This window comes from Streptomyces sp. NPDC001568 (genome assembly GCF_042893755.1).
GTDB lineage: Bacteria > Actinomycetota > Actinomycetes > Streptomycetales > Streptomycetaceae > Streptomyces.
The window spans coordinates 91,939-108,926 of record NZ_JBIAVF010000020.1 but is presented as its reverse complement, the minus strand read 5'-3'; the positions used below and the strand labels follow the sequence as shown (position 1 = coordinate 108,926).

Annotated in this window: 17 protein-coding genes and 1 pseudogene; 10 read left to right on the top strand and 8 right to left on the bottom strand. The window is 70.2% G+C overall.

The window, feature by feature from the left end; translation table 11 throughout:
- Positions 1-278: 278 nt before the first annotated feature.
- Positions 279-716: a hypothetical protein gene (locus ACFY0I_RS31635; protein ID WP_388902166.1), complete on the bottom strand. Its 438-nt coding sequence runs from the start codon at positions 714-716 to the stop codon at positions 279-281.
- A gap of 258 nt (positions 717-974) precedes the next feature.
- Between ACFY0I_RS31635 and ACFY0I_RS31630 the strand changes: the two genes are divergently transcribed.
- The 4 genes and pseudogenes from ACFY0I_RS31630 to ACFY0I_RS31615 form a co-directional block, all read left to right on the top strand.
- Positions 975-2,162 carry a hypothetical protein gene (locus ACFY0I_RS31630; RefSeq protein WP_388902164.1) on the top strand — a complete coding sequence of 396 codons (1,188 nt, stop codon included), beginning with the start codon at positions 975-977 and terminating at the stop codon, positions 2,160-2,162.
- 60 nt (positions 2,163-2,222) lie between these two features.
- Positions 2,223-2,414 (top strand): hypothetical protein, encoded by a 192-nt coding sequence (locus ACFY0I_RS31625; protein WP_388902162.1) that lies wholly within the window; start codon positions 2,223-2,225, stop codon positions 2,412-2,414.
- 92 nt (positions 2,415-2,506) lie between these two features.
- Positions 2,507-4,714: a transketolase gene (gene tkt, locus ACFY0I_RS31620; protein WP_388902160.1), complete on the top strand. Its 2,208-nt coding sequence runs from the start codon at positions 2,507-2,509 to the stop codon at positions 4,712-4,714.
- Between the two features lie 240 nt (positions 4,715-4,954).
- Positions 4,955-5,065, top strand: a pseudogene (locus ACFY0I_RS31615) (IS5/IS1182 family transposase); the annotation flags it as partial.
- Between the two features lie 9 nt (positions 5,066-5,074).
- Here ACFY0I_RS31615 and ACFY0I_RS31610 read toward each other — a convergent pair.
- Genes ACFY0I_RS31610 through ACFY0I_RS31600 form a run of 3 tightly spaced genes read right to left on the bottom strand, consistent with a single transcriptional unit; the run spans position 5,075 to position 7,764 of the window.
- On the bottom strand, positions 5,075-6,340 hold the full coding sequence (locus ACFY0I_RS31610; RefSeq protein ID WP_388902158.1) for a multidrug effflux MFS transporter: 1,266 nt from the start codon (positions 6,338-6,340) through the stop codon (positions 5,075-5,077).
- 3 nt (positions 6,341-6,343) lie between these two features.
- Positions 6,344-6,988, bottom strand: coding sequence for an NAD(P)-dependent oxidoreductase (locus ACFY0I_RS31605; protein ID WP_388902156.1), 645 nt, complete (start codon positions 6,986-6,988; stop codon positions 6,344-6,346).
- A 23-nt stretch (positions 6,989-7,011) separates the two neighbouring features.
- On the bottom strand, positions 7,012-7,764 hold the full coding sequence (locus tag ACFY0I_RS31600; protein WP_388902154.1) for an MBL fold metallo-hydrolase: 753 nt from the start codon (positions 7,762-7,764) through the stop codon (positions 7,012-7,014).
- A gap of 81 nt (positions 7,765-7,845) precedes the next feature.
- Between ACFY0I_RS31600 and ACFY0I_RS31595 the strand changes: the two genes are divergently transcribed.
- From ACFY0I_RS31595 to ACFY0I_RS31585, 3 genes are all read left to right on the top strand, one after another.
- Positions 7,846-8,475 (top strand): winged helix-turn-helix transcriptional regulator, encoded by a 630-nt coding sequence (locus ACFY0I_RS31595; protein ID WP_388902152.1) that lies wholly within the window; start codon positions 7,846-7,848, stop codon positions 8,473-8,475.
- A 153-nt stretch (positions 8,476-8,628) separates the two neighbouring features.
- Complete coding sequence (locus ACFY0I_RS31590; protein ID WP_388902150.1) at positions 8,629-9,087, top strand: DUF6325 family protein; 459 nt, start codon at positions 8,629-8,631, stop codon at positions 9,085-9,087.
- Positions 9,088-9,124: 37 nt separating this feature from the next.
- Positions 9,125-9,424, top strand: a complete 300-nt coding sequence (locus tag ACFY0I_RS31585; protein WP_388902148.1) for an SHOCT domain-containing protein — start codon at positions 9,125-9,127, stop codon at positions 9,422-9,424.
- Between the two features lie 65 nt (positions 9,425-9,489).
- Here the strand turns inward: ACFY0I_RS31585 and ACFY0I_RS31580 are convergent, their stop codons facing one another.
- Positions 9,490-10,461 (bottom strand): hypothetical protein, encoded by a 972-nt coding sequence (locus tag ACFY0I_RS31580; protein ID WP_388902146.1) that lies wholly within the window; start codon positions 10,459-10,461, stop codon positions 9,490-9,492.
- A gap of 433 nt (positions 10,462-10,894) precedes the next feature.
- On the opposite strand from ACFY0I_RS31580, the gene ACFY0I_RS31575 reads away from it, so the two are divergent.
- Complete coding sequence (locus tag ACFY0I_RS31575; RefSeq protein ID WP_388902144.1) at positions 10,895-11,755, top strand: hypothetical protein; 861 nt, start codon at positions 10,895-10,897, stop codon at positions 11,753-11,755.
- A gap of 148 nt (positions 11,756-11,903) precedes the next feature.
- Here the strand turns inward: ACFY0I_RS31575 and ACFY0I_RS31570 are convergent, their stop codons facing one another.
- The gene (locus ACFY0I_RS31570) at positions 11,904-12,335 is read right to left on the bottom strand and encodes a winged helix-turn-helix transcriptional regulator (RefSeq protein WP_388902142.1); all 432 of its coding nucleotides are present in this window, start codon (positions 12,333-12,335) and stop codon (positions 11,904-11,906) included.
- An 87-nt stretch (positions 12,336-12,422) separates the two neighbouring features.
- Between ACFY0I_RS31570 and ACFY0I_RS31565 the strand changes: the two genes are divergently transcribed.
- Positions 12,423-13,235: an NAD(P)H-binding protein gene (locus tag ACFY0I_RS31565; protein WP_388902140.1), complete on the top strand. Its 813-nt coding sequence runs from the start codon at positions 12,423-12,425 to the stop codon at positions 13,233-13,235.
- A gap of 129 nt (positions 13,236-13,364) precedes the next feature.
- Here ACFY0I_RS31565 and ACFY0I_RS31560 read toward each other — a convergent pair whose 3' ends face one another.
- Positions 13,365-14,816, bottom strand: a complete 1,452-nt coding sequence (locus tag ACFY0I_RS31560; protein ID WP_388902138.1) for an MFS transporter — start codon at positions 14,814-14,816, stop codon at positions 13,365-13,367.
- 78 nt (positions 14,817-14,894) lie between these two features.
- On the opposite strand from ACFY0I_RS31560, the gene ACFY0I_RS31555 reads away from it, so the two are divergent.
- Complete coding sequence (locus ACFY0I_RS31555; RefSeq protein WP_388902136.1) at positions 14,895-15,881, top strand: LysR family transcriptional regulator; 987 nt, start codon at positions 14,895-14,897, stop codon at positions 15,879-15,881.
- Between the two features lie 131 nt (positions 15,882-16,012).
- Here the strand turns inward: ACFY0I_RS31555 and ACFY0I_RS31550 are convergent, their stop codons facing one another.
- Positions 16,013-16,936 (bottom strand): NADP-dependent oxidoreductase, encoded by a 924-nt coding sequence (locus ACFY0I_RS31550; RefSeq protein ID WP_388902134.1) that lies wholly within the window; start codon positions 16,934-16,936, stop codon positions 16,013-16,015.
- Positions 16,937-16,988: the final 52 nt, after the last annotated feature.

Here is a 16,988-nt window from a genome sequence, read left to right as displayed (position 1 = left end):
AGACGCGGGTGAACCAGGACATTGGCCTTCATTCGCCTCGCCCCCGCGGGGATGATCCCGACGCGCAGGCCGAGCCCAAGGTTCGAGGTTTCTGCTTCCCGCACCCGCGGGGATGGTCCCACCGCCAAGCGGTGGATCCGCCCGTGGGTGGACTGCTCCCCGCACCTGCGGGGATGGTCCCACCCACACACGGCGCGCCGTGGAACTGGCTTAAAGGGATCGCGTGTTGACGGTGGCGGTCGGCGAGGGCGTAGCGGATCAAGCGTCCACCCGTGCCCTTACGCGCCGGTACCGTCCTCGGTGTCGAGCACGCTCTTGATGGCGGTGAAGAAGGTGCCGACCAGGTCGTCCGGCATTCGGTACCCGATGACCTTCCCGAAGCCGGGGCCCTGCGGCAGGACAGGGGCGGGCATGCCCGAAGGCCACCAGCCCTTGCGCTCCCCGCGTTCGAGGACCTGCTTGAGCGCGGCGCTGTGTCCGCGGAGGCTGCTGCCCTCGGAGTCGCGGAGGTCTTCCGCGGACACGTAGCCGTCCCGGATCGCGGCCTCGCGGACGATCTTCTGCGCGCGGGCCGGCAGGGCCCGGTAGTACCGCTCCGCTCGTTCCGGCGTCCACTCGGTGTCGAGCGTGACGTGTGTCGCGTGCTTCGCGAGGAAGTCCTTCAGGTCCTCGAAGCACTCGGGGGTCGGGTTCTTGATGGTGAGCAGGATTTCCATCCGGGGCTTCCCTTGCAACAGACGTGGAGAAACATCGACCTGACGTGAGTTCACACGCTACTGCCCGGCCGACTCGTCTGTTCGGCGTTTCTTCACATCTCAGCGGACGAGAGTCTGACCTGAAGCACGTCCCCGTCGCGCTTATCACCTCGGATAACATGCCATATCCGAGGTGATTGAATTGGTGTGGTGTGACGATCGGTCATCCCATCGAGCCGACCCCCAACCCAACCCCGACCCGACGGTAAGGAGCGCGTCATGACGGACGACCTCGCGCCCGCGCGGGCGGGCAACTCGGCGACGAGCAGCGAGATCGCCCGCCTGAGCGAAGTGGCGGTGCTCGACGGAGAGCTCATCGATCCGAACCAGGACCCGGCGGCGCGCCACGGCGTCGCCTTGTACGACCCGGCCGTGGCTGCCGTCCTGGCCGTCCTGGACCAAGGCGCGCAGGAACACCTGGACGCGGTCCGCCCGCGCAAGACGAGGACCGGGTACGCACGGGACTGGGCGCTGTGGGAAGAGTTTCACGGCTGGCTCGCCGAACGGACCGGCGTCCCGCTGCCGTTGACCGCGGTCAACAAGGGGACCCTGGTCGGGTTCGTGACCTGGCTGGACGAGGTGAAGCAGGCGGCGCCGAACAGCATCGACCGCCGGATCACCGGCGTCACGTTGACGGCTCGCCGACCCGCGTACGACGTCGAGGTGCCCAAGGAAGCCACCCTCGCCGCCCGAGCCGCGCTCAAGCCGCTGAAGAACGACCGCCTCCGCCAAGCCCGCGGCCGCGGCCAGGCCGCGCCGACGAGCCCGGAACAGCTCAGGGCGATGAACACCGCGCCCCGCACGGCGGCGGCCGGGAGCGAGCCGGCGACCCGACCCGGGCAACGCACGAGCACCCTCCCTGACCTGGCCGTTTACCGGAACCGGGCGCTCGTGACCATGGCCTTCGGGATCGCCGGGCGCGCCGAGGAGGTGAGCGCGCTGACCCTGGCCGACGTCGTCCTCGTCGAGGAGGGCCTGGAGGTGCACGTTCCCTCGGTGAAGGGGCGCCCGGCCCGGGACGTCGAGATCGCCCGGGGTTCCCACCCCGACTCCTGCCCCGTCCTGAACTGGCTCGCCTGGAAGGGCGCCGCCGAGGCGGCCGGACTCGGCGCCGTCGGGCCCGCGTTCCGGGGCGTCGACCAGTGGGGCCACCTCGGGACACGGCGCCTCTCCCCCGACGGCTGCCGCCTGGTCATCACCCGCAGCGCCGAACGGGCGGGTCTGGACGTACGCCTGACCGGCCACTCCATGCGCTCAGGGTTCATCACCACGGGCAGCAAGAAGGGCAAACGCCCCGACCAACTGCGCCGGCAATCCGGACACAGCGCCTCCAGCGCCGTGTTCTGGGAGTACGTCCGCAAGGGCGCCCGCTGGGAGGAGACGGCAAGTCAAGGCATCGGACTCTAGGTCGGCGACACGGGTCGAGTCCCGCCGTCCGGTCGTGACCTCCATGAGGGCGCCGACGGCATGAGCGTCCAGGAGGGCAAGGCCCCCTCCCGGCACGCCCTCCGCGTCCTCGCCGACACCGACGGGCCGCTCTCCGCCGAGGATCCGGGCGTGTTGCCGGAACGAGCCGGGCAGCGGAGTGCCACGCTGGAGCAGTTGCCCTCCGCCGCGGCAGCTCGGACGACGGGGTCCCGGCCGCCGACCGCGCGGTGACGACAACGAGGGCATCGGCGTGTGGCGAGGGCGCACCAGCCGACGGGCGACCCGCAGAGCCGGACCGTCCGCTTGACGAAGGGGCAGCAGCAATGACCGGCGAGCAGTCCGACGCAGTACGGGGCGACAGGTCCGTCGCGCCTCCCGCAGCCGAGCGCGCGGGGTGGGACGCGGTGGACGTACGCGCGGTGGACACCGTGCGTCTGCTGGCGGCCGACGCGGTGCAGAAGGTCGGCAACGGCCACCCGGGGACGGCGATGAGCCTGGCCCCGCTGGCGTACCTGCTGTTCCAGAACGTCATGCGACACGATCCGAACGACGACCAGTGGCTGGGACGGGACCGCTTCGTGCTCTCCTGCGGCCACTCCAGTCTGACGCTCTACATCCAGCTGTACCTGGCCGGCTTCGGCCTGGAGCTGTCCGACCTGGAGGCGTACCGGACCTGGGGCTCGGCAACCCCCGGCCACCCCGAGCACCATCACACCCGAGGGGTGGAGATCACCACCGGGCCGCTGGGACAGGGCCTGGCCGGCGCGGTCGGCATGGCGATGGCCGCCCGTCGCGAACGCGGCCTGCTGGACCCGGACGCGGCGCCGGGCACCAGCCCCTTCGACCACCACATCTACGTCATCGCCTCCGACGGCGACCTGATGGAAGGCGTCACCGCGGAGGCCGCCTCACTGGCCGGCCATCAGGAACTGGGCGACCTGACCGTCTTCTACGACTCGAACCACATCTCGATCGAGGACGACACCAACGTCTCCTTCAGCGAGGACGTGCCCGCCCGCTTCGCCGCCTACGGCTGGCACGTGCAGACCGTCGACTGGACCGCCACCGGCGAGTACGTCGAGGACGTCGACGCCCTGCTCGCCGCGACCCGCGCCGCCCGGGCCGAGACCCGACGCCCCTCGCTGATCATGCTGCGGACCCTGATCGGCTGGCCGGCCCCGACCAAGCAGAACACCGGCAAGGCGCACGGCTCGGCCCTGGGCGAGGACGAGATCGCAGCCACCAAACAGCTCCTCGGCTTCGATCCCGAGGCGCATTTCGTCGTCGAGGACGAGGTCCTGGCCCGTACCCGGCAGGCCGCGGAGCGCGGACGCACCGCGCACGCCGAATGGGACGAGGCGTTCATGACCTGGCGCCGTGCGCAGCCCGAACGCGCCGCCCTGCTGGACCGGCTCCAAGCCGGGCGGTTGCCGGACGGCTGGATTGATGTCCTGCCCAGCTTTCCCGCCGACGCCAAGGGGATGGCGACGCGAGCCGCCTCCGGCGCGGTCCTCACCGCGCTGGCCCCGGTACTGCCGGAGCTGTGGGGCGGCTCGGCCGACCTCGCCGGAAGCAACAACACCACCATGGACGGAGAGCCGTCGTTCGTGCCGGCCGACCGGCAGACCAAGGACTGGAAGGGCGGGCCCTACGGACGCACCCTGCACTTCGGGATCCGCGAGCACGCCATGGGCGCCGTCCTCAACGGCATCGCGCTGCAAAGCCTCACCCGTCCCTACGGCGGCACCTTCCTGACCTTCTCCGACTACATGCGGCCCGCCGTCCGCCTCGCCGCCCTGATGCGACTGCCCGTCACCTACGTCTGGACCCACGACTCCATCGGTCTGGGCGAGGACGGCCCCACCCACCAGCCCATCGAGCACCTTGCCGCGCTGCGCGCCATTCCCGGCCTCGACGTGGTGCGGCCCGCCGACGCCAACGAGACCACCGCCTGCTGGCAGACCATCCTGGAGCACACCGACCGACCCACCGGTCTGATCCTGTCCCGCCAGAACCTGCCCGTCCTCGATCGCGAACAGTACTCCCCCGCCCGGGGAGCGGCCCGCGGCGGCTACACCCTCGTGGACGCGGCCGACTGCGCCGCGCCCCAGGTGATCCTGATCGCCACCGGCTCCGAGGTCCACATCGCCCTGGACGCCCGCGCCCTCCTGACCGCCGAGGGCCTGGCGGTGCGGGTGGTGTCCATGCCGTGCCGCGAATGGTTCGCCGCCCAACCCCAGGACTACCAGGACGAGGTCCTGCCGCCGGCCGTGCGTGCCCGGGTCAGCGTCGAGGCCGCCGTCGGCCAGGGCTGGCGCGACGTGGTCGGCGACGCCGGACGCATCGTCAGCCTGGAGCACTACGGAGCTTCCGCCGACTACCAGCGCCTCTACGACGAGTTCGGCATCACCCCCGAGACGGTCGCCGCAGCCGCCCACGACAGCATCCACGACACCACCACGGCCCCGCGCCCCGGCGGGTACCGGCGGACCGCGGCTCCCTCGGAGGGCGGCGCCGGAGACCGTCCTTAGGCCGTGTCCGGTGTCCCGTGTCCCGTGTCCCGCATGGTCAGTTTGAGGAATCGTTCGTAGCAGCAGGCCGCCAGGGAGCGTACGGCCTCCCCGGTCGCCGGCCCCCGCGATCCCCCTGCTCCACGTCGAGCCGGGAGCGTGGGCCCCTCCGCTCCGCCGTGGTTCGAACGCGACTGCGGGCCTCCGTCGGGCTGGTGCTCGACGGAGGCGCCAGGCCCCTCGCGCAGGCCGGCAGGGTGGTTGCAAACCTGGAGAATCCTGGTCGAGCTGCGCTGCCGCCCGCGCCGAGCCACCGCAATCGTGCAGGCCGTCCTCGTCCTGCACCCCGTGGAGTCACCACGCTACGAAGGATGGAACGGCTCACTGGATGCCGGCTCGTCTGCGATCGACGCGCCGGCGCGGTCGCCGGTGCCCGGCAGGTCCTTGGCGAGCCGGCCCGCGAGTGCGCTCACCGGGCATCGACCGGGTGAGGACGCCGAGTGTGAGCAGAGCGAGCGCCGGCAGCACGGCGACGATGATTCCCATCGGCAAGGCGTCGGTGGCGCCCCCCGCGCCGGCCAGCGGAGCAAGTGCCCCGCCGAACATGAACTGGCTGAAGCCGAACAGAGCGGCGGCCGACCCGGCGTGTCCGCCGTGGTCGGCCAGGGCCTGGGCCGCGGCGTTCGGCATGACCAGGCCCACGCTGGAGACCAGGACGAACAGGCCGATCAGGAGCACGGGCAGGGGTGCCCGTGTCAGCACCGCGCCCAGGACCGTGGTGCCACCGGCTGTCGCGCCCAGCAGACCGGCGAGCAGCAGCACGCGGGCGCCGGCCCGGGCCACCAGCCGGCCGCTGATCTGGGCGGCCACAATGAATCCGGCGGCGTTGACGGCGAACACGGCGCTGTACTGCTGCGGTGACAGGCCGTGGATTTCCTGCAGGACGAACGGCGAGCCGGAGATGTAGGCGAACATCGCCGCGAAGACCAGGCCGTTGGCCAGGACGTACCCGGTGAAGACCCGGTCGCTGAGCAGCTGCCCGAAGACAGCCGGCAGCGGCCGGCGTGACGCGGAGGGCCGGGTCTCCGGCAGTCCTGCGGCGGAGGCCGCCAGCATCACGGCGCCGAGTACGGCCAGGGCCACGAAGATTGCGGGCCAGGCCGTGACGCGCAGTAGCTGGCCGCCGAGGACCGGCGCGATCACCGGCGCCAGGCCGGTGATCAAGGTCAGCGAGGAGAAGAGACGCGCGGTGCGGGCTCCGGAGGTGCGGTCGCGGACCATGGCGTTGGCGATGACGATGCCGAACGCCCCGCCGATGCCCTGGACCAGGCGTAGACCGACGAGGGTCCGGACGTCGGGTGCCACCGCGCAGAGCGCGCTGGCGATCGTGTAGAGGGCGAGGCCCGCCAGCAACGGACGCCGCCGGCCGTAGGTGTCGCTCAGCGGCCCGGCGATCAGCTGCCCGATGGCCAGCCCGGCCAGACAGGCGGTGATGGTGAGCTGGGTGGCCGCGGCGCCGGCGCGCAGGTCGCCGGCGAGGTCCGGCAGTCCGGGCAGGTAGCCGTCGATGGACAGCGGTCCCAGGGCCACGAGCGCTGCGAGCAGGACGGTGAATCGGGTGTGCCGGCCGGCGGCGTCGTTGCTCATGGCTCAGTACGCCACGGTGATGCGGCGGCGGATCGCGGTGCCGCTCTCGATCGTGTCGGCCAAGGCGATCGCGTAGTCGGCGTACGAGATGCGGCTGTTGCCGTCGTCGTCGGTGAGCAGGGTGTCCCCGGCGCTGCGGTAGGCCCCGGTCCGCTCGCCCGCTCCGATGACCGCGGCGGGCGACACGTACGTCCAGTCGAGGTCGTGCACGCCGCGGTAGAGGTCGAGAGCTTCGGACTGGGCCTCGGCGTTGGCCTTCCACAGCGCGGGGAAGTCCGGGTCGTCCATGACCCGGGCGCCGGTCGGCGTGCGCAGGCTACCGGCACCGCCGATGGTGACCAGGCGGGTGACGCCGGCTCGGCGGAGCCCGTCGATCAGCGCACGGGCGGCACCGACGATCGTGGCGCGGTCGCTTTCCTGGCCGATCCGGGGGCCGACGGCCGAGAGCACGGCGTCGTGGGAGGCGGCGAGGCCCGCGACCGCCGCGGGGTCGGTGACGTCACCCGTGGTCACGGTCAGGGCCTTGTGCTCGAGGCCGTCGACGTGGCCGGCTCGGGTGACCGCGGTGACGGTGTGGCCGCGCCGCAGCAATTCCTCGGTGGTGGGCCGACCGATGTTGCCGCCGGCGCCGAACAGGACGATCTTCATGTGTTGCTCCTTGTTTCTGATGGTCAGAGGACGGGCTGGCCGTCGGCGACGATGGCCGCGGTGATGCCCCGCTCGTCGGCGGCGTGCTGAAAGCGCTGCTCGATGTCGGGTTGTTCGGTGTAGAACGGCGGGTTGTGGAACAGGCCGTAGTGCATGGCGCAGACGGTGCCGGCGCCGAGTGCGACGGCGGCCTCGACGCCCTGCTCGGGGGTCATGGTCGCCGGGACGTTGGCCGCGTAGCCCTCGAAGTGGGCGATGACGCCGTTGACCGGGACGAACGCGACGTCGAACGGGCCGTGGTCGCGGGCGATCTGCCACCAGCTGCCGTGCCACTGGGTGTCGCCGCAGTGGATGACCCGCCGGCCGGCGCCTTCGACGACCCAGGCGACCTGGTCACAGTCGTTGCCGCGCCAGTCCAGCGAGGTCACCGGGGTGACGGTCAGCTTTCCGATGCGCCGTGACCGGCCCAGGTCCTGGGCAACGGGGGTGATGCCCGCCTCGCGCAGCCCGGCCGCGCTCGGGGTGTGACAGCCGATCGTGCCGGTGGCCGCGATCCGGGCGATCAGGTCGTGGTCGTAGTGGTCGGGGTGCAGGTGGGTGATGAGGGCGTGGGTGCCGGGCGGGGTATCGACCGGGTCGACCGGCCGGTGCGGCGGCCCCATCACCGGCGCCAGCGGAGCGACGTTCTCGAGCGGGTCGATCAGCAGGCGGGTGTCGCCGAGACGGATCTCGACGCCGGCCCAGGCCAGCCGACGTACGGAAAGGGTGGTGGTCATGGGCAGCGACGCTAGACCGACCTTGTTGAGAAAGTCAACAAGAGAGTTTTGAATCTCAACGTCACAAGGTAGGGTGGTGGCATGCGCACCTACGGGCAGTACTGCGGCATCGCGAAAGCACTGGACACCGTCGGCGACCGATGGACCCTGCTGATCGTCCGCGAACTGCTCGCCCTGGGTCCATGCCGGCACACCGACCTGCGCAACGGGCTGCCCGGGATCGCCAGCAACCTGCTGGTCGACCGGCTCCGCGAACTCGAGGAAGCCGGCCTGATCCACCGCGAGGCCGCCCCGCCGCCGGTGGCCACCACCCTGTTCTCCCTCACCGAGCGTGGCCGCACGCTGGAGCCGGTGCTGCAGGAACTGAGCCGATGGGGAATTCCGCTGTTGCGTGAGCCGGCCGGCAGCGACACCTTCCGCACCCACTGGCTGGACATGCCCGCCCGGGCACTGACCGACCACCGCCCCGACCAGCCGGCAATCGCCCTGCAACTGCACGCCGACGGCAACGAAGACCTGGTCATCGAAGTCAAGGACGGCTCGGTGCACACCCACGCCGGCCGGGTCGACCACCCCACCGCGTCCCTGACCGGACCGCCGCACCTGCTGGCCGCGACCCTGCTCGGCGAACTCGATCTGAGCGCCGCCGTACAGCAAGGCCTGCGGCTCAGCGGCGACCACGAGGCAGTACTGCGCATCCTGCCCCGCTGAACGACCGGCCGCTCGCGAGACTGCGACCTCAAGCTCTGCCGAGTCTGCGCCGGTCTCAAAAACGGTCCATGCTGGAATGGAAGGTGGTGGTGCGCGCTTCGGCGGCGTGCGGCCGTCACGCATCGCCAGCGGACTACCGGGCGAGGAGTCGGTATGAGCGTCGACGCATTCTCCGAGATGGGGCCGGTCGATTACCTGATTCTGGAGTTTCCCGGTAATCGCATGACCGGAGAAGGTCTGCCGCTGCTGCTCGATCTCGTCGACCGGCACGTCATCCGCATCCTCGACCTGTCGTTCGTCCGCAAGGACGTGGACGGCTCGGTCACTGCGCTGGAGATCGCCGACTTGGACGGTGACGGTCAGTTCGACCTCGCGGTCTTCGAGGGCGCCTCCTCGGGCCTGCTCAGCGAGGACGACTTCCGGGAAGCCGCCGCCGTCCTCGAACCCGGCAACTCTGCGGGCGTCCTCGTGTACGAGAACGTCTGGGCGGCGCCGCTGGCAGCGGCCCTGCGCCGCAGCGGAGCCCGCATGGTCGCCAACGGACGGATCCCGACCGAGGACCTGCTGGCGACTCTGGAGGCCGTCGAGGCGGGTTCCACCCCCACCCCCTAGCGGCCGACGCCCGCCCCACGACAAGGACACACCTGCCATGCCCGGTCTACTCCGCGGGATCGCCCGCACCGCAGTCATCTCCGGTACCGCCACCGCCGTCTCGAACCGGGTGTCGCGCCGCCAGTCCGGCCGGTGGGCACAACGGAACGACGAGCAGATTGCTGCGGCTCCGCCCCAGCCGGCCTCCAGCGCGCCCCCACCGGCACCCGCACCCGCGCCCACAGCGTCCATGGACACCAAGATCGACCAGCTGAAGGACCTCGGTCAGCTCAAGGAGCAAGGTCTACTGACGCAGGCCGAGTTCGATTCCCAGAAGCAACGCATTCTCGAACTTTGACGTCAGGGCTGCCCCTTCAGCCCGACCGCCGACCGCCTCTCCACCTACGCCAGGGGCACCCGCTGTCAGGGGCAGGCTCCGGCGGGGTCATCGTGGACGAGGGCGCAGACCATCTGTGCGCCGCGCCGGTGATCGGGGTACTTCGCGAGCAGCTCGGCCTTGAAGTCGTTCCACTGGCGGGTGATCTCGGCGGTGGCCCCGGCCGTCGCTCGCCGGAAGTTGTCGCCCGCGGAGCGGGTGGATGCGCGGGTGTCCTTGTTCAGGGCTCGGTTGTGCGAGACGCGGCCGTCGCAGTCGGCGGGTTTGACGCCGGTGGAATCGAAGTCGGGGTAGCAGCCTGTGGCGAGCTCCGCGGGGATGCGCCCACGGGCCTCCAGGGTCCAGTCGGCGTCGTTCATGGCGCTGTAACGGCGGATGTCGAGGAACGGCGCCGTGCCCGTCCGCTCCAGGCCGGGCGGGTTGTCGAGGCCGATCGGGCCGCTCGCGGCCCGATCGCTCCAGTTGGAATGCGAGTAGAAGTCCTCGATCTGGTGCCACCCGCGACCGAGCTGTTCGAGGACGGCGCACTTGGCCCGTTGGGGCCTCTCGTCCCACGTGCAGTGCGAGGACAGGTCGCTCTGGTCGGCGCGCACCTTGCCGTCGGCGTCGACGAGGCCGCCGGCGGCCTCGACCGCGTTGCGGAAGCGGGCGACGGAGGTACGGATGCACGCGAGGAGCTCTGTGGTGGCCTCGTCCCGGGTCCGGGGATGGCCGGAGGCGTGGCGGGGGGCGAGGTAGTCGGCGTTGTCGCAGTGCAGGGGGCCCACATCGAAGTACGGCGGGCGGTCGTTGGCGTTGATCGCCCCGTCGCGGGCGTCGGCCATCTCGGTCAATGTGACGGGCTGCCAGGGCAGTGCGGCCCGGGTGATCTCCTCGTGGTTGTCACCGGTGTAGGCATGGGCGGGGCCGGCCGGCACGGTGGCGAGAGCAGCCGTCAGGAGGCCTGCGAAAGCCGCGCAGGACATTCGGGGCAGCCAGGACGGTACGGGGCGGCACATACGAGGCTCCAGGCGTGCTGGGGACGTGGGCGGCACGGCGGCATGATCCCTGCGACCCGTTGCAGATGCGAGGTGAACGCGGCAGCGGCCTCGGTCTGGGCCTCGACGGATTCCAGAGCCCTCCTGGTCCGCACCCGAAGGGAGCCATGCGACGGGGATCCCGGTCGATGGCTGGGCGCGGAGCCCTTCGGACGTCTCCCCGGCCGCGAGATGACAACCATGCCTCCATGCTGCGCGTCCCGCGCCGGCTCCGCATTCGTTGTCCCCTCGGGGCCCTGAAACGGGGGATCGCGCCGACCACCGGCCTGTGATCACGCCACCGCCCGACCGGCTTCGGAATCCCATCCGGCAACAACGTTTCGGGCCTGGTCCACTGGACGTCGGTCGACGACGCCGACATGCGGGTGGGTAGGTGCACCTCTACGGTCACGGCATGGGTGATACAGATGAGCCCCGTGAGGGCCTTGCCGGCCGGGTACACGCCCTGACCCGACGGAACCTCGTTGTCGTCGTCGTGCTTTTCGTGTCCAGCGTCGTCACGGCCGTCAGCACACTCGTCACAGCCGTGGGCGTGGTGAGGAAGTCGACCACGGACTGGCGGCCGGCCGAGTACAGCAAGCTGCGGTCTCTCCGCGGCGGACACACCCTTGAGCGCTTCACCCAGATTCTTGGCCATGCCTCGTACCGGGTTCCGATGCCCGAGTTCGTGTATACGCCCGGCGAGGACAACTCCGGACTGACCAAGCACGTGTTCCGGCCACGCGAGGACTACCGGGTCGAGGTCATCACCGACCGCAGCGGTGCGACGCTCGTATACGCGGTGACGTCATGCAGCCGAGCCTTCAAACCGCCATTCGAGGTGAACCGCAACAGCGAGAAGGGTCGGTTCACGATCACCCTTGGTTCCCCTCTGGCCGACGTACGTCCCAGGGCCACGACCGTGTACCAATGGATGACGCGCACGGGCGCTCGTCAATCTGCCGTCTCGCAGCGTGAGGGCACCGGCGACGAAGACGGGAAGCGCGAGTACGCCTGGGGCAGCACCGACGTCTGTCCCCTCACCTCCAAGGAGGCCAGGCGGGACTCGGACAGCCTATGGAGCGAGTGGGAAGCATGGCGAGGAAATCGGACGGCCGACGCCGACAACGTCTACACAGCCGAGCGCAGCGACCCACGAACAAGATCGCTGATGGAACGCTCCGAAGTGAATGTGTACGTCGAGACCGCACCGCAAGGTTCGATCCGGCGGTACTACCCGGCCTTGCTCGGGGTCAACAGAAGCAACGCCGACTAGAAGAGCACGTGCTCGGAGCGTCCACGTCCAAGGTCGCCGTCCCGGGGCAGAAGCCATCAGCAGGCGACTGCGCCTCCTTACGCCGCACTACTCAGCCGCCGTGTCCCGGTGAGCCGATGACCGGGGATCAGCCCGGCGCACGCATCCGCTATCGGGCCCCGATCCTCGCGTCGAAGGCGGCCCGGGCATCGGCAATGGGTGCGCGATGGTCGATGGACCAGTCGGCGATGGCCTTGATGAGGTGGCTCAGGTCGCGGCCCATGTCGGTCAGCTCGTACTCGACCTGCGGCGGAACGGTCGGGTGGACGGTGCGCTTGACGAGGCCGTCGCGCTCCAGGCGGCGCACGGTGAGAGTGAGCATCCGTTGCGAGATGTCACCGGGGATCAAGCGCTGAAGCTCTTTGAAGCGTCGGACACCCGCGGTGAGTTCGACCATGACGTAAACGGACCACTTGTCGCCGAGCCGGTCCAGGACGTCCCGGACCCCGCACTCGTCCTGCGGGGTGTCGCAGCTGATCACGAGTTCGGGCGAGTGATCCATCCCCGGGGCGGTGGTTACCGCTGTGTGCCCTGCTGACATGAAAGTGCCTCCTTATGCGGTCGTCCGCCACTGGTGATCATGGTTTCAGTCATCGGAATCAACCACGACATGAGGGGGAACCATCCCATGCTGCTGATCACCGGCGCTTCCGGCGGACTCGGCAAGTTGATCGCAGGGCACCTCGCGGGCCGGGACGACGTGGTGCTCGGAACCCGCAGACCCGCGGAGGGTGAACGGCATGTCGATTTCGACGACCCGGCGTCGCTCGACTTTTCCGGGATCGGCACCCTCCTGCTGATCTCGGCGGGCGAGGGTGAGGACGACATCGTCATCCGCCGCCACGAAGCGGCCGTCTCGGCAGCGGAGAAGGCGGGTGTGCGGCACATCGTCTACACCAGCCTCAGCGGGGACGGCGATCATCTGGCGTACGCACTCGCCCATCGCTGGACCGAGCGCCGGCTGCGCGGGTCCTCCGTCGGCTGGACGATTCTTCGCAACGGCCTGTACGCGGAGTTCCTCGCCGCCATCGCGGCGCCGGGCCCGGACCTGACGATCGCCGCGCCGCTGGGCGTGGGCCGCCTCGCCGCAGCGGCCCGCGCGGACCTGGCGGAGGCGGCGGCCCGGGTCTCCACGGATCCCGCGGCACACGCCGGCAAGGTGTACGAGCTGGTCGGCGAGGTGCCTCTCGGGGGTGCCGAGCTGGCGGCCGCGGTCGGCGGCTCGTACGAACCCTCCTCGCTCGCCAAGGCGCGCGAGGCTCTCGCGGGCTCGGTGAGCCATTCGTTCCAGGTGCCGATGCTGGTCGGGACGTACTCGGCGATCGCCGGCGGATTCCTGGACGGGACCTCGCTCCCCCGGGGCGAACTGCGGGCGCTGCTCGGGCGCGCGCCGCGGTCGGCGATCGAGGTCTACGCCGCGACCGTGCGGGCATCCGCGTAACGGGGCGTCGCCCGGGAAGCCCGACACGGAAGGACCGAGCACCCCGCCGCCGCTGCTTAGTCGAGGAAGGAGTCCTGGATCTCGGAGAACTCGCTGACGGTGTCGGTCATGAGCCTGCCCCTTCGAGAATCAGCGGGAGACGGGTACGTTGATGCGCTCAGCGGCAGCTGCCACCACGGCGGACGGTTCGCCGCCGCGTCGGGTGCGCAGGCCGAAGGCGCTGATGACAGCGGCGACGACCGCTGCAACGAACGGGACGAGCAGGCCGGCCCGGTAACCGTCCAGCAGTGCGCCGGGGGTCTCGGCGTGCGTGGCGGCCACGCTGACGGCGGTGACCGCGGAGAGCCCGAGGGCGGCACCGAACTGGAAGGCGGTGTAGAGAAGGCCGCCCGCGAGTCCCTGCTCCTCCTCCGCGATCCCTTCCGTGGCCACGATGGTGAGCGGGCCGTACGCCAGGGAGAACGCGAGGCCGAGGACGATCAGGCTCGGGAACATCGCCGCGTAGCTCCAGTCCGCACCCAGCGGGAGGAACAGGCCGTAGGAGAGCACCGCGAGCAGGAGTCCTACGAAGATCACCTTGGCGGTGCCGAAGCGGTTGACCAGCCGTGGCGTGAGGGTCGGCGAGAGAACCGCGTCGACCCCGATGACCAGCATCGCGAAGCTCGTCTGCAGCGTCGACCAGTCGCGCAGTTCCTGGAGATACAGCACGACCAGGAACTGGAAGCCGAAGAACCCGGCGGCGAACAGCATCGCCGAAAGGTTCGCCCGCACCAGGGAGCCGTTGCGGAAGATGCCCATGCGCACCAGGGGCTCGGCGGAGCGCCGTTCGATGACGAGGAAGGCCACGAAGAATGCCAGCCCGGCCAGCAACGTTCCGGCGCTGGCAGTGATCCCTGCGTGGGCCGCACGCTCGACGCCCAGCACGATCAGCACGAGGGCAGCGGTGACGGTGAGCGCGCCGGCGGCGTCGACGTGCTGACCGGATCGGTCCGGGCGTGCCGACTTGGGGACGAACGTGAGGGCCGCGACGAGGATGACGAAGGAGAGCACGACCGGGGCGAAGAAGACCCATCGCCAGCCGATGGCGGTGAGCAGCCCACCGGCGACCAGGCCGATCGTGAAGCCTCCCGCGGCGGTGCCCGAGTAGATGAGAAGGGCCTTGTTCCGCTCGGGGCCCTCGGCGAAGCCCGTGGTGATGATGGACAGACCCGCCGGGGTCATGAAGGCTGCGGCGACGCCCGTGATGAAGCGCGCGACGATCAGCATCCATCCCTCGGTGGCGAATCCGCCGAGCCCGGAGAAGAGCAGGAAGACGGTGAGCCAGAAGACGAACATCTGACGGCGTCCGAACAGGTCGGCCGCCCGCCCGCCGAGGAGCATGAAGCCGCCGTAACCGAGTACGTAAGCACTCATGACCCACTGCAGCTCGCCAGTGGACAGTCCCAGGTCGGCGCGGATCGACGGCAGCGCCACATTGAGCATGGCGACATCGATGCCTTCGAGGAATATCGCGCCGCACAGCACGAGCAGGATGCCCCACTTGCGTGCACTCAGCCCGCTCGAAGTACTCAAGGCAGTCATGACGATGAACTCCATCCGGAGTGGTGGGTGTTGGTGGTGCCTCAAGCTTTCGCCACGCCTCGGAGGGGAACAACAGCGATGATCGCAACGTTCGGAAAGCCAGGCTTACCGATCGATGTCCCATGCGATCCCGGAGATGACGTGGAGCAGAACGAGCTCGAATGCTTTCTCGTACTCGCCGAAGAACTTCACTTCGGCCGTACCGCCACCCGCCTGCATCTCTCCCGCGCACGGGTGAGTCAGCTCACCCAGAAGCTGGAGCGCCGTGTCGGAGCGCCCTTGTTCACGCGCACGAGCCGACGTGTGACCCTCACCAGCCTGGGCAGCCGCCTCCACGACGACCTCGAACCGCACTACCGCGGCATCAAGAACGCCCTGGATCGCGCCGTGGCCTCGGCACGCGGCATCGAAGGAGTCCTGCACGTCGGCTTCTCCACGCCCTTGGCCGGCGAGATGGTGATGAAGACGATCGAGAAACTGCGCATCACCCATCCCGAACTCGCCGTCGAGGTGTGCGAGGTGCCGCTCTCCGATCCGTACGGAATGCTGCGAAAAGGCGATTTCGACCTCCAGTTGACGGACTTCCCCGTGCGCGAGGACGACCTGACCCGCGGCCCCACGCTCCTCACCGAGGACAGGGTGCTGGCTGTCGCGGCCGGGCATCCCCTGGCCGAACGGGACACGGTGACGCTTGAGGACCTGGCCCGTGTGCCGTTGCTGACGATCGCGGGAGACATCCCGGAGTACTGGCTGGAGCATCAACTGCCGACGCGCACACCCAGCGGCAGGCCGATCGCGCGGGGGTCGTCCGTCACCAACTTCCAGGAGGCTCTGACACTCGTCGCCGGCGGCAAGGGAGCCCTGCTGTCAGGGGCCCACGTCGCCCTCTACCACGGCCGTCCCGGTATCTCCTACGTCCCGGTGGAGGGAGACAAGCCCCTCGGATACGGCCTCATGTGGCGGTCCGACGGAGGCAACCGGGCGATGGAACTCTTCGGTCGCGTAGCAGGCGAGGTCGCACGGGACATGGCTCCGGCCGATCCCAGGAGAGCGATACACAGCTGATCGGTCACCCCGGGGTGTCGGCCCCGGGGAGTCGGCCCCAGGTGATGGGATCCTCGGCCGAACCGGCTGATCGTCACGGGCCGCCGCTGTCTTCCGAGTACGCACCGGCCCCTCCGGGACCGGGGTCCTTCTCATGCCACCTGGATGACGACCTTGCCCGAGGCGTGACCGTTCTCGACGGCGGCGAGGGCGGCCGGGGCTTCGGAGAGCGGATGGACCGCGGTGATCACGGGTGCGAGGACTCCGTCGAGAGCCAGCCGGGCCGACCGCTCCAGGTTCTCGCGGTCGACGCGACGCTCGACGAAACGCCCACCGAGATCGGACACGGACGCATCCCCCACAGCGATGACGTTGCGGGGATCCCGGGCCAGTGGAGCGACCGTCCGCAGCGAGGCGCCTCCGACCAGGTCGACGATCCCGTCGAAGCCGCCCGGAACCAGCTCGCGTGCCGCGCCGGCGACGTCCTCGGCGGTGTAGTCGATGAACCGCACCCCGATGCCCTCGGCGTGCTCGCGTTTGGCAGTACTCCCGGTGCCGATCACGCGCAGCTCGCGGCCGAGGGCGAGCCGGGCGACGGCGAGGCCGACCCCGCCCCCGACCCCGTTGACCAGGACCGTGGCGCCGGCCGGGAGTCCGAGCTGGTCGAGCACGTCCACCGCGGTCGTCCCGGCCACCGGCAGCGTTGCCGCCACGGTCGCGGACAGACCCGCCGGGATGCGCGCGGTGTTCGGGGCGGACAGCACCGTCGTCTCGGCGTAGGTGCCGCCACCGGTCAGGGCGAAGCCGAAGACCGCGTCGCCCACCTCGAGCCCGTTGACGTCCTCGCCCAGGGCGAGAACGGTTCCGGCTGCCTCCATACCCAGCACGCGGGGAAACGGACGCCCGCCGTCGAGCCCGTCGACGAGACCTGAACGCAGAAGGTGGTCGAGGGGATTCACGCCGGCGACTTCGACCCGGATCAGCACCTCGCCGCGACCGGGTACGGGATCGGGACGATCGAAGAACTCCTGTACCCCGGGCCCGCCATGCCTGCCGAAACCCCATGCCTGTCCCATCTTCCGCCGCCTCTCGTATGGCCAACCCGGTGATTCCGGGCGCTGTCGCCAT

Coding starts and splice junctions, on each gene's coding strand:
- ACFY0I_RS31585 (WP_388902148.1), top strand. CDS start 9,125: ATGCCCGGTCTACTCCGCGGGATCGCCCGCACCGCAGTCATCTCCGGT.
- ACFY0I_RS31555 (WP_388902136.1), top strand. CDS start 14,895: ATGATCGCAACGTTCGGAAAGCCAGGCTTACCGATCGATGTCCCATGC.
- ACFY0I_RS31580 (WP_388902146.1), bottom strand. CDS start 10,461: ATGTGCCGCCCCGTACCGTCCTGGCTGCCCCGAATGTCCTGCGCGGCT.
- ACFY0I_RS31600 (WP_388902154.1), bottom strand. CDS start 7,764: ATGACCACCACCCTTTCCGTACGTCGGCTGGCCTGGGCCGGCGTCGAG.
- ACFY0I_RS31630 (WP_388902164.1), top strand. CDS start 975: ATGACGGACGACCTCGCGCCCGCGCGGGCGGGCAACTCGGCGACGAGC.
- ACFY0I_RS31595 (WP_388902152.1), top strand. CDS start 7,846: ATGCGCACCTACGGGCAGTACTGCGGCATCGCGAAAGCACTGGACACC.
- ACFY0I_RS31570 (WP_388902142.1), bottom strand. CDS start 12,335: ATGTCAGCAGGGCACACAGCGGTAACCACCGCCCCGGGGATGGATCAC.
- tkt (WP_388902160.1), top strand. CDS start 2,507: ATGACCGGCGAGCAGTCCGACGCAGTACGGGGCGACAGGTCCGTCGCG.
- ACFY0I_RS31605 (WP_388902156.1), bottom strand. CDS start 6,988: ATGAAGATCGTCCTGTTCGGCGCCGGCGGCAACATCGGTCGGCCCACC.
- ACFY0I_RS31610 (WP_388902158.1), bottom strand. CDS start 6,340: ATGAGCAACGACGCCGCCGGCCGGCACACCCGATTCACCGTCCTGCTC.
- ACFY0I_RS31635 (WP_388902166.1), bottom strand. CDS start 716: ATGGAAATCCTGCTCACCATCAAGAACCCGACCCCCGAGTGCTTCGAG.
- ACFY0I_RS31575 (WP_388902144.1), top strand. CDS start 10,895: ATGGGTGATACAGATGAGCCCCGTGAGGGCCTTGCCGGCCGGGTACAC.
- ACFY0I_RS31560 (WP_388902138.1), bottom strand. CDS start 14,816: ATGACTGCCTTGAGTACTTCGAGCGGGCTGAGTGCACGCAAGTGGGGC.
- ACFY0I_RS31550 (WP_388902134.1), bottom strand. CDS start 16,936: ATGGGACAGGCATGGGGTTTCGGCAGGCATGGCGGGCCCGGGGTACAG.
- ACFY0I_RS31625 (WP_388902162.1), top strand. CDS start 2,223: ATGAGCGTCCAGGAGGGCAAGGCCCCCTCCCGGCACGCCCTCCGCGTC.
- ACFY0I_RS31590 (WP_388902150.1), top strand. CDS start 8,629: ATGAGCGTCGACGCATTCTCCGAGATGGGGCCGGTCGATTACCTGATT.
- ACFY0I_RS31565 (WP_388902140.1), top strand. CDS start 12,423: ATGCTGCTGATCACCGGCGCTTCCGGCGGACTCGGCAAGTTGATCGCA.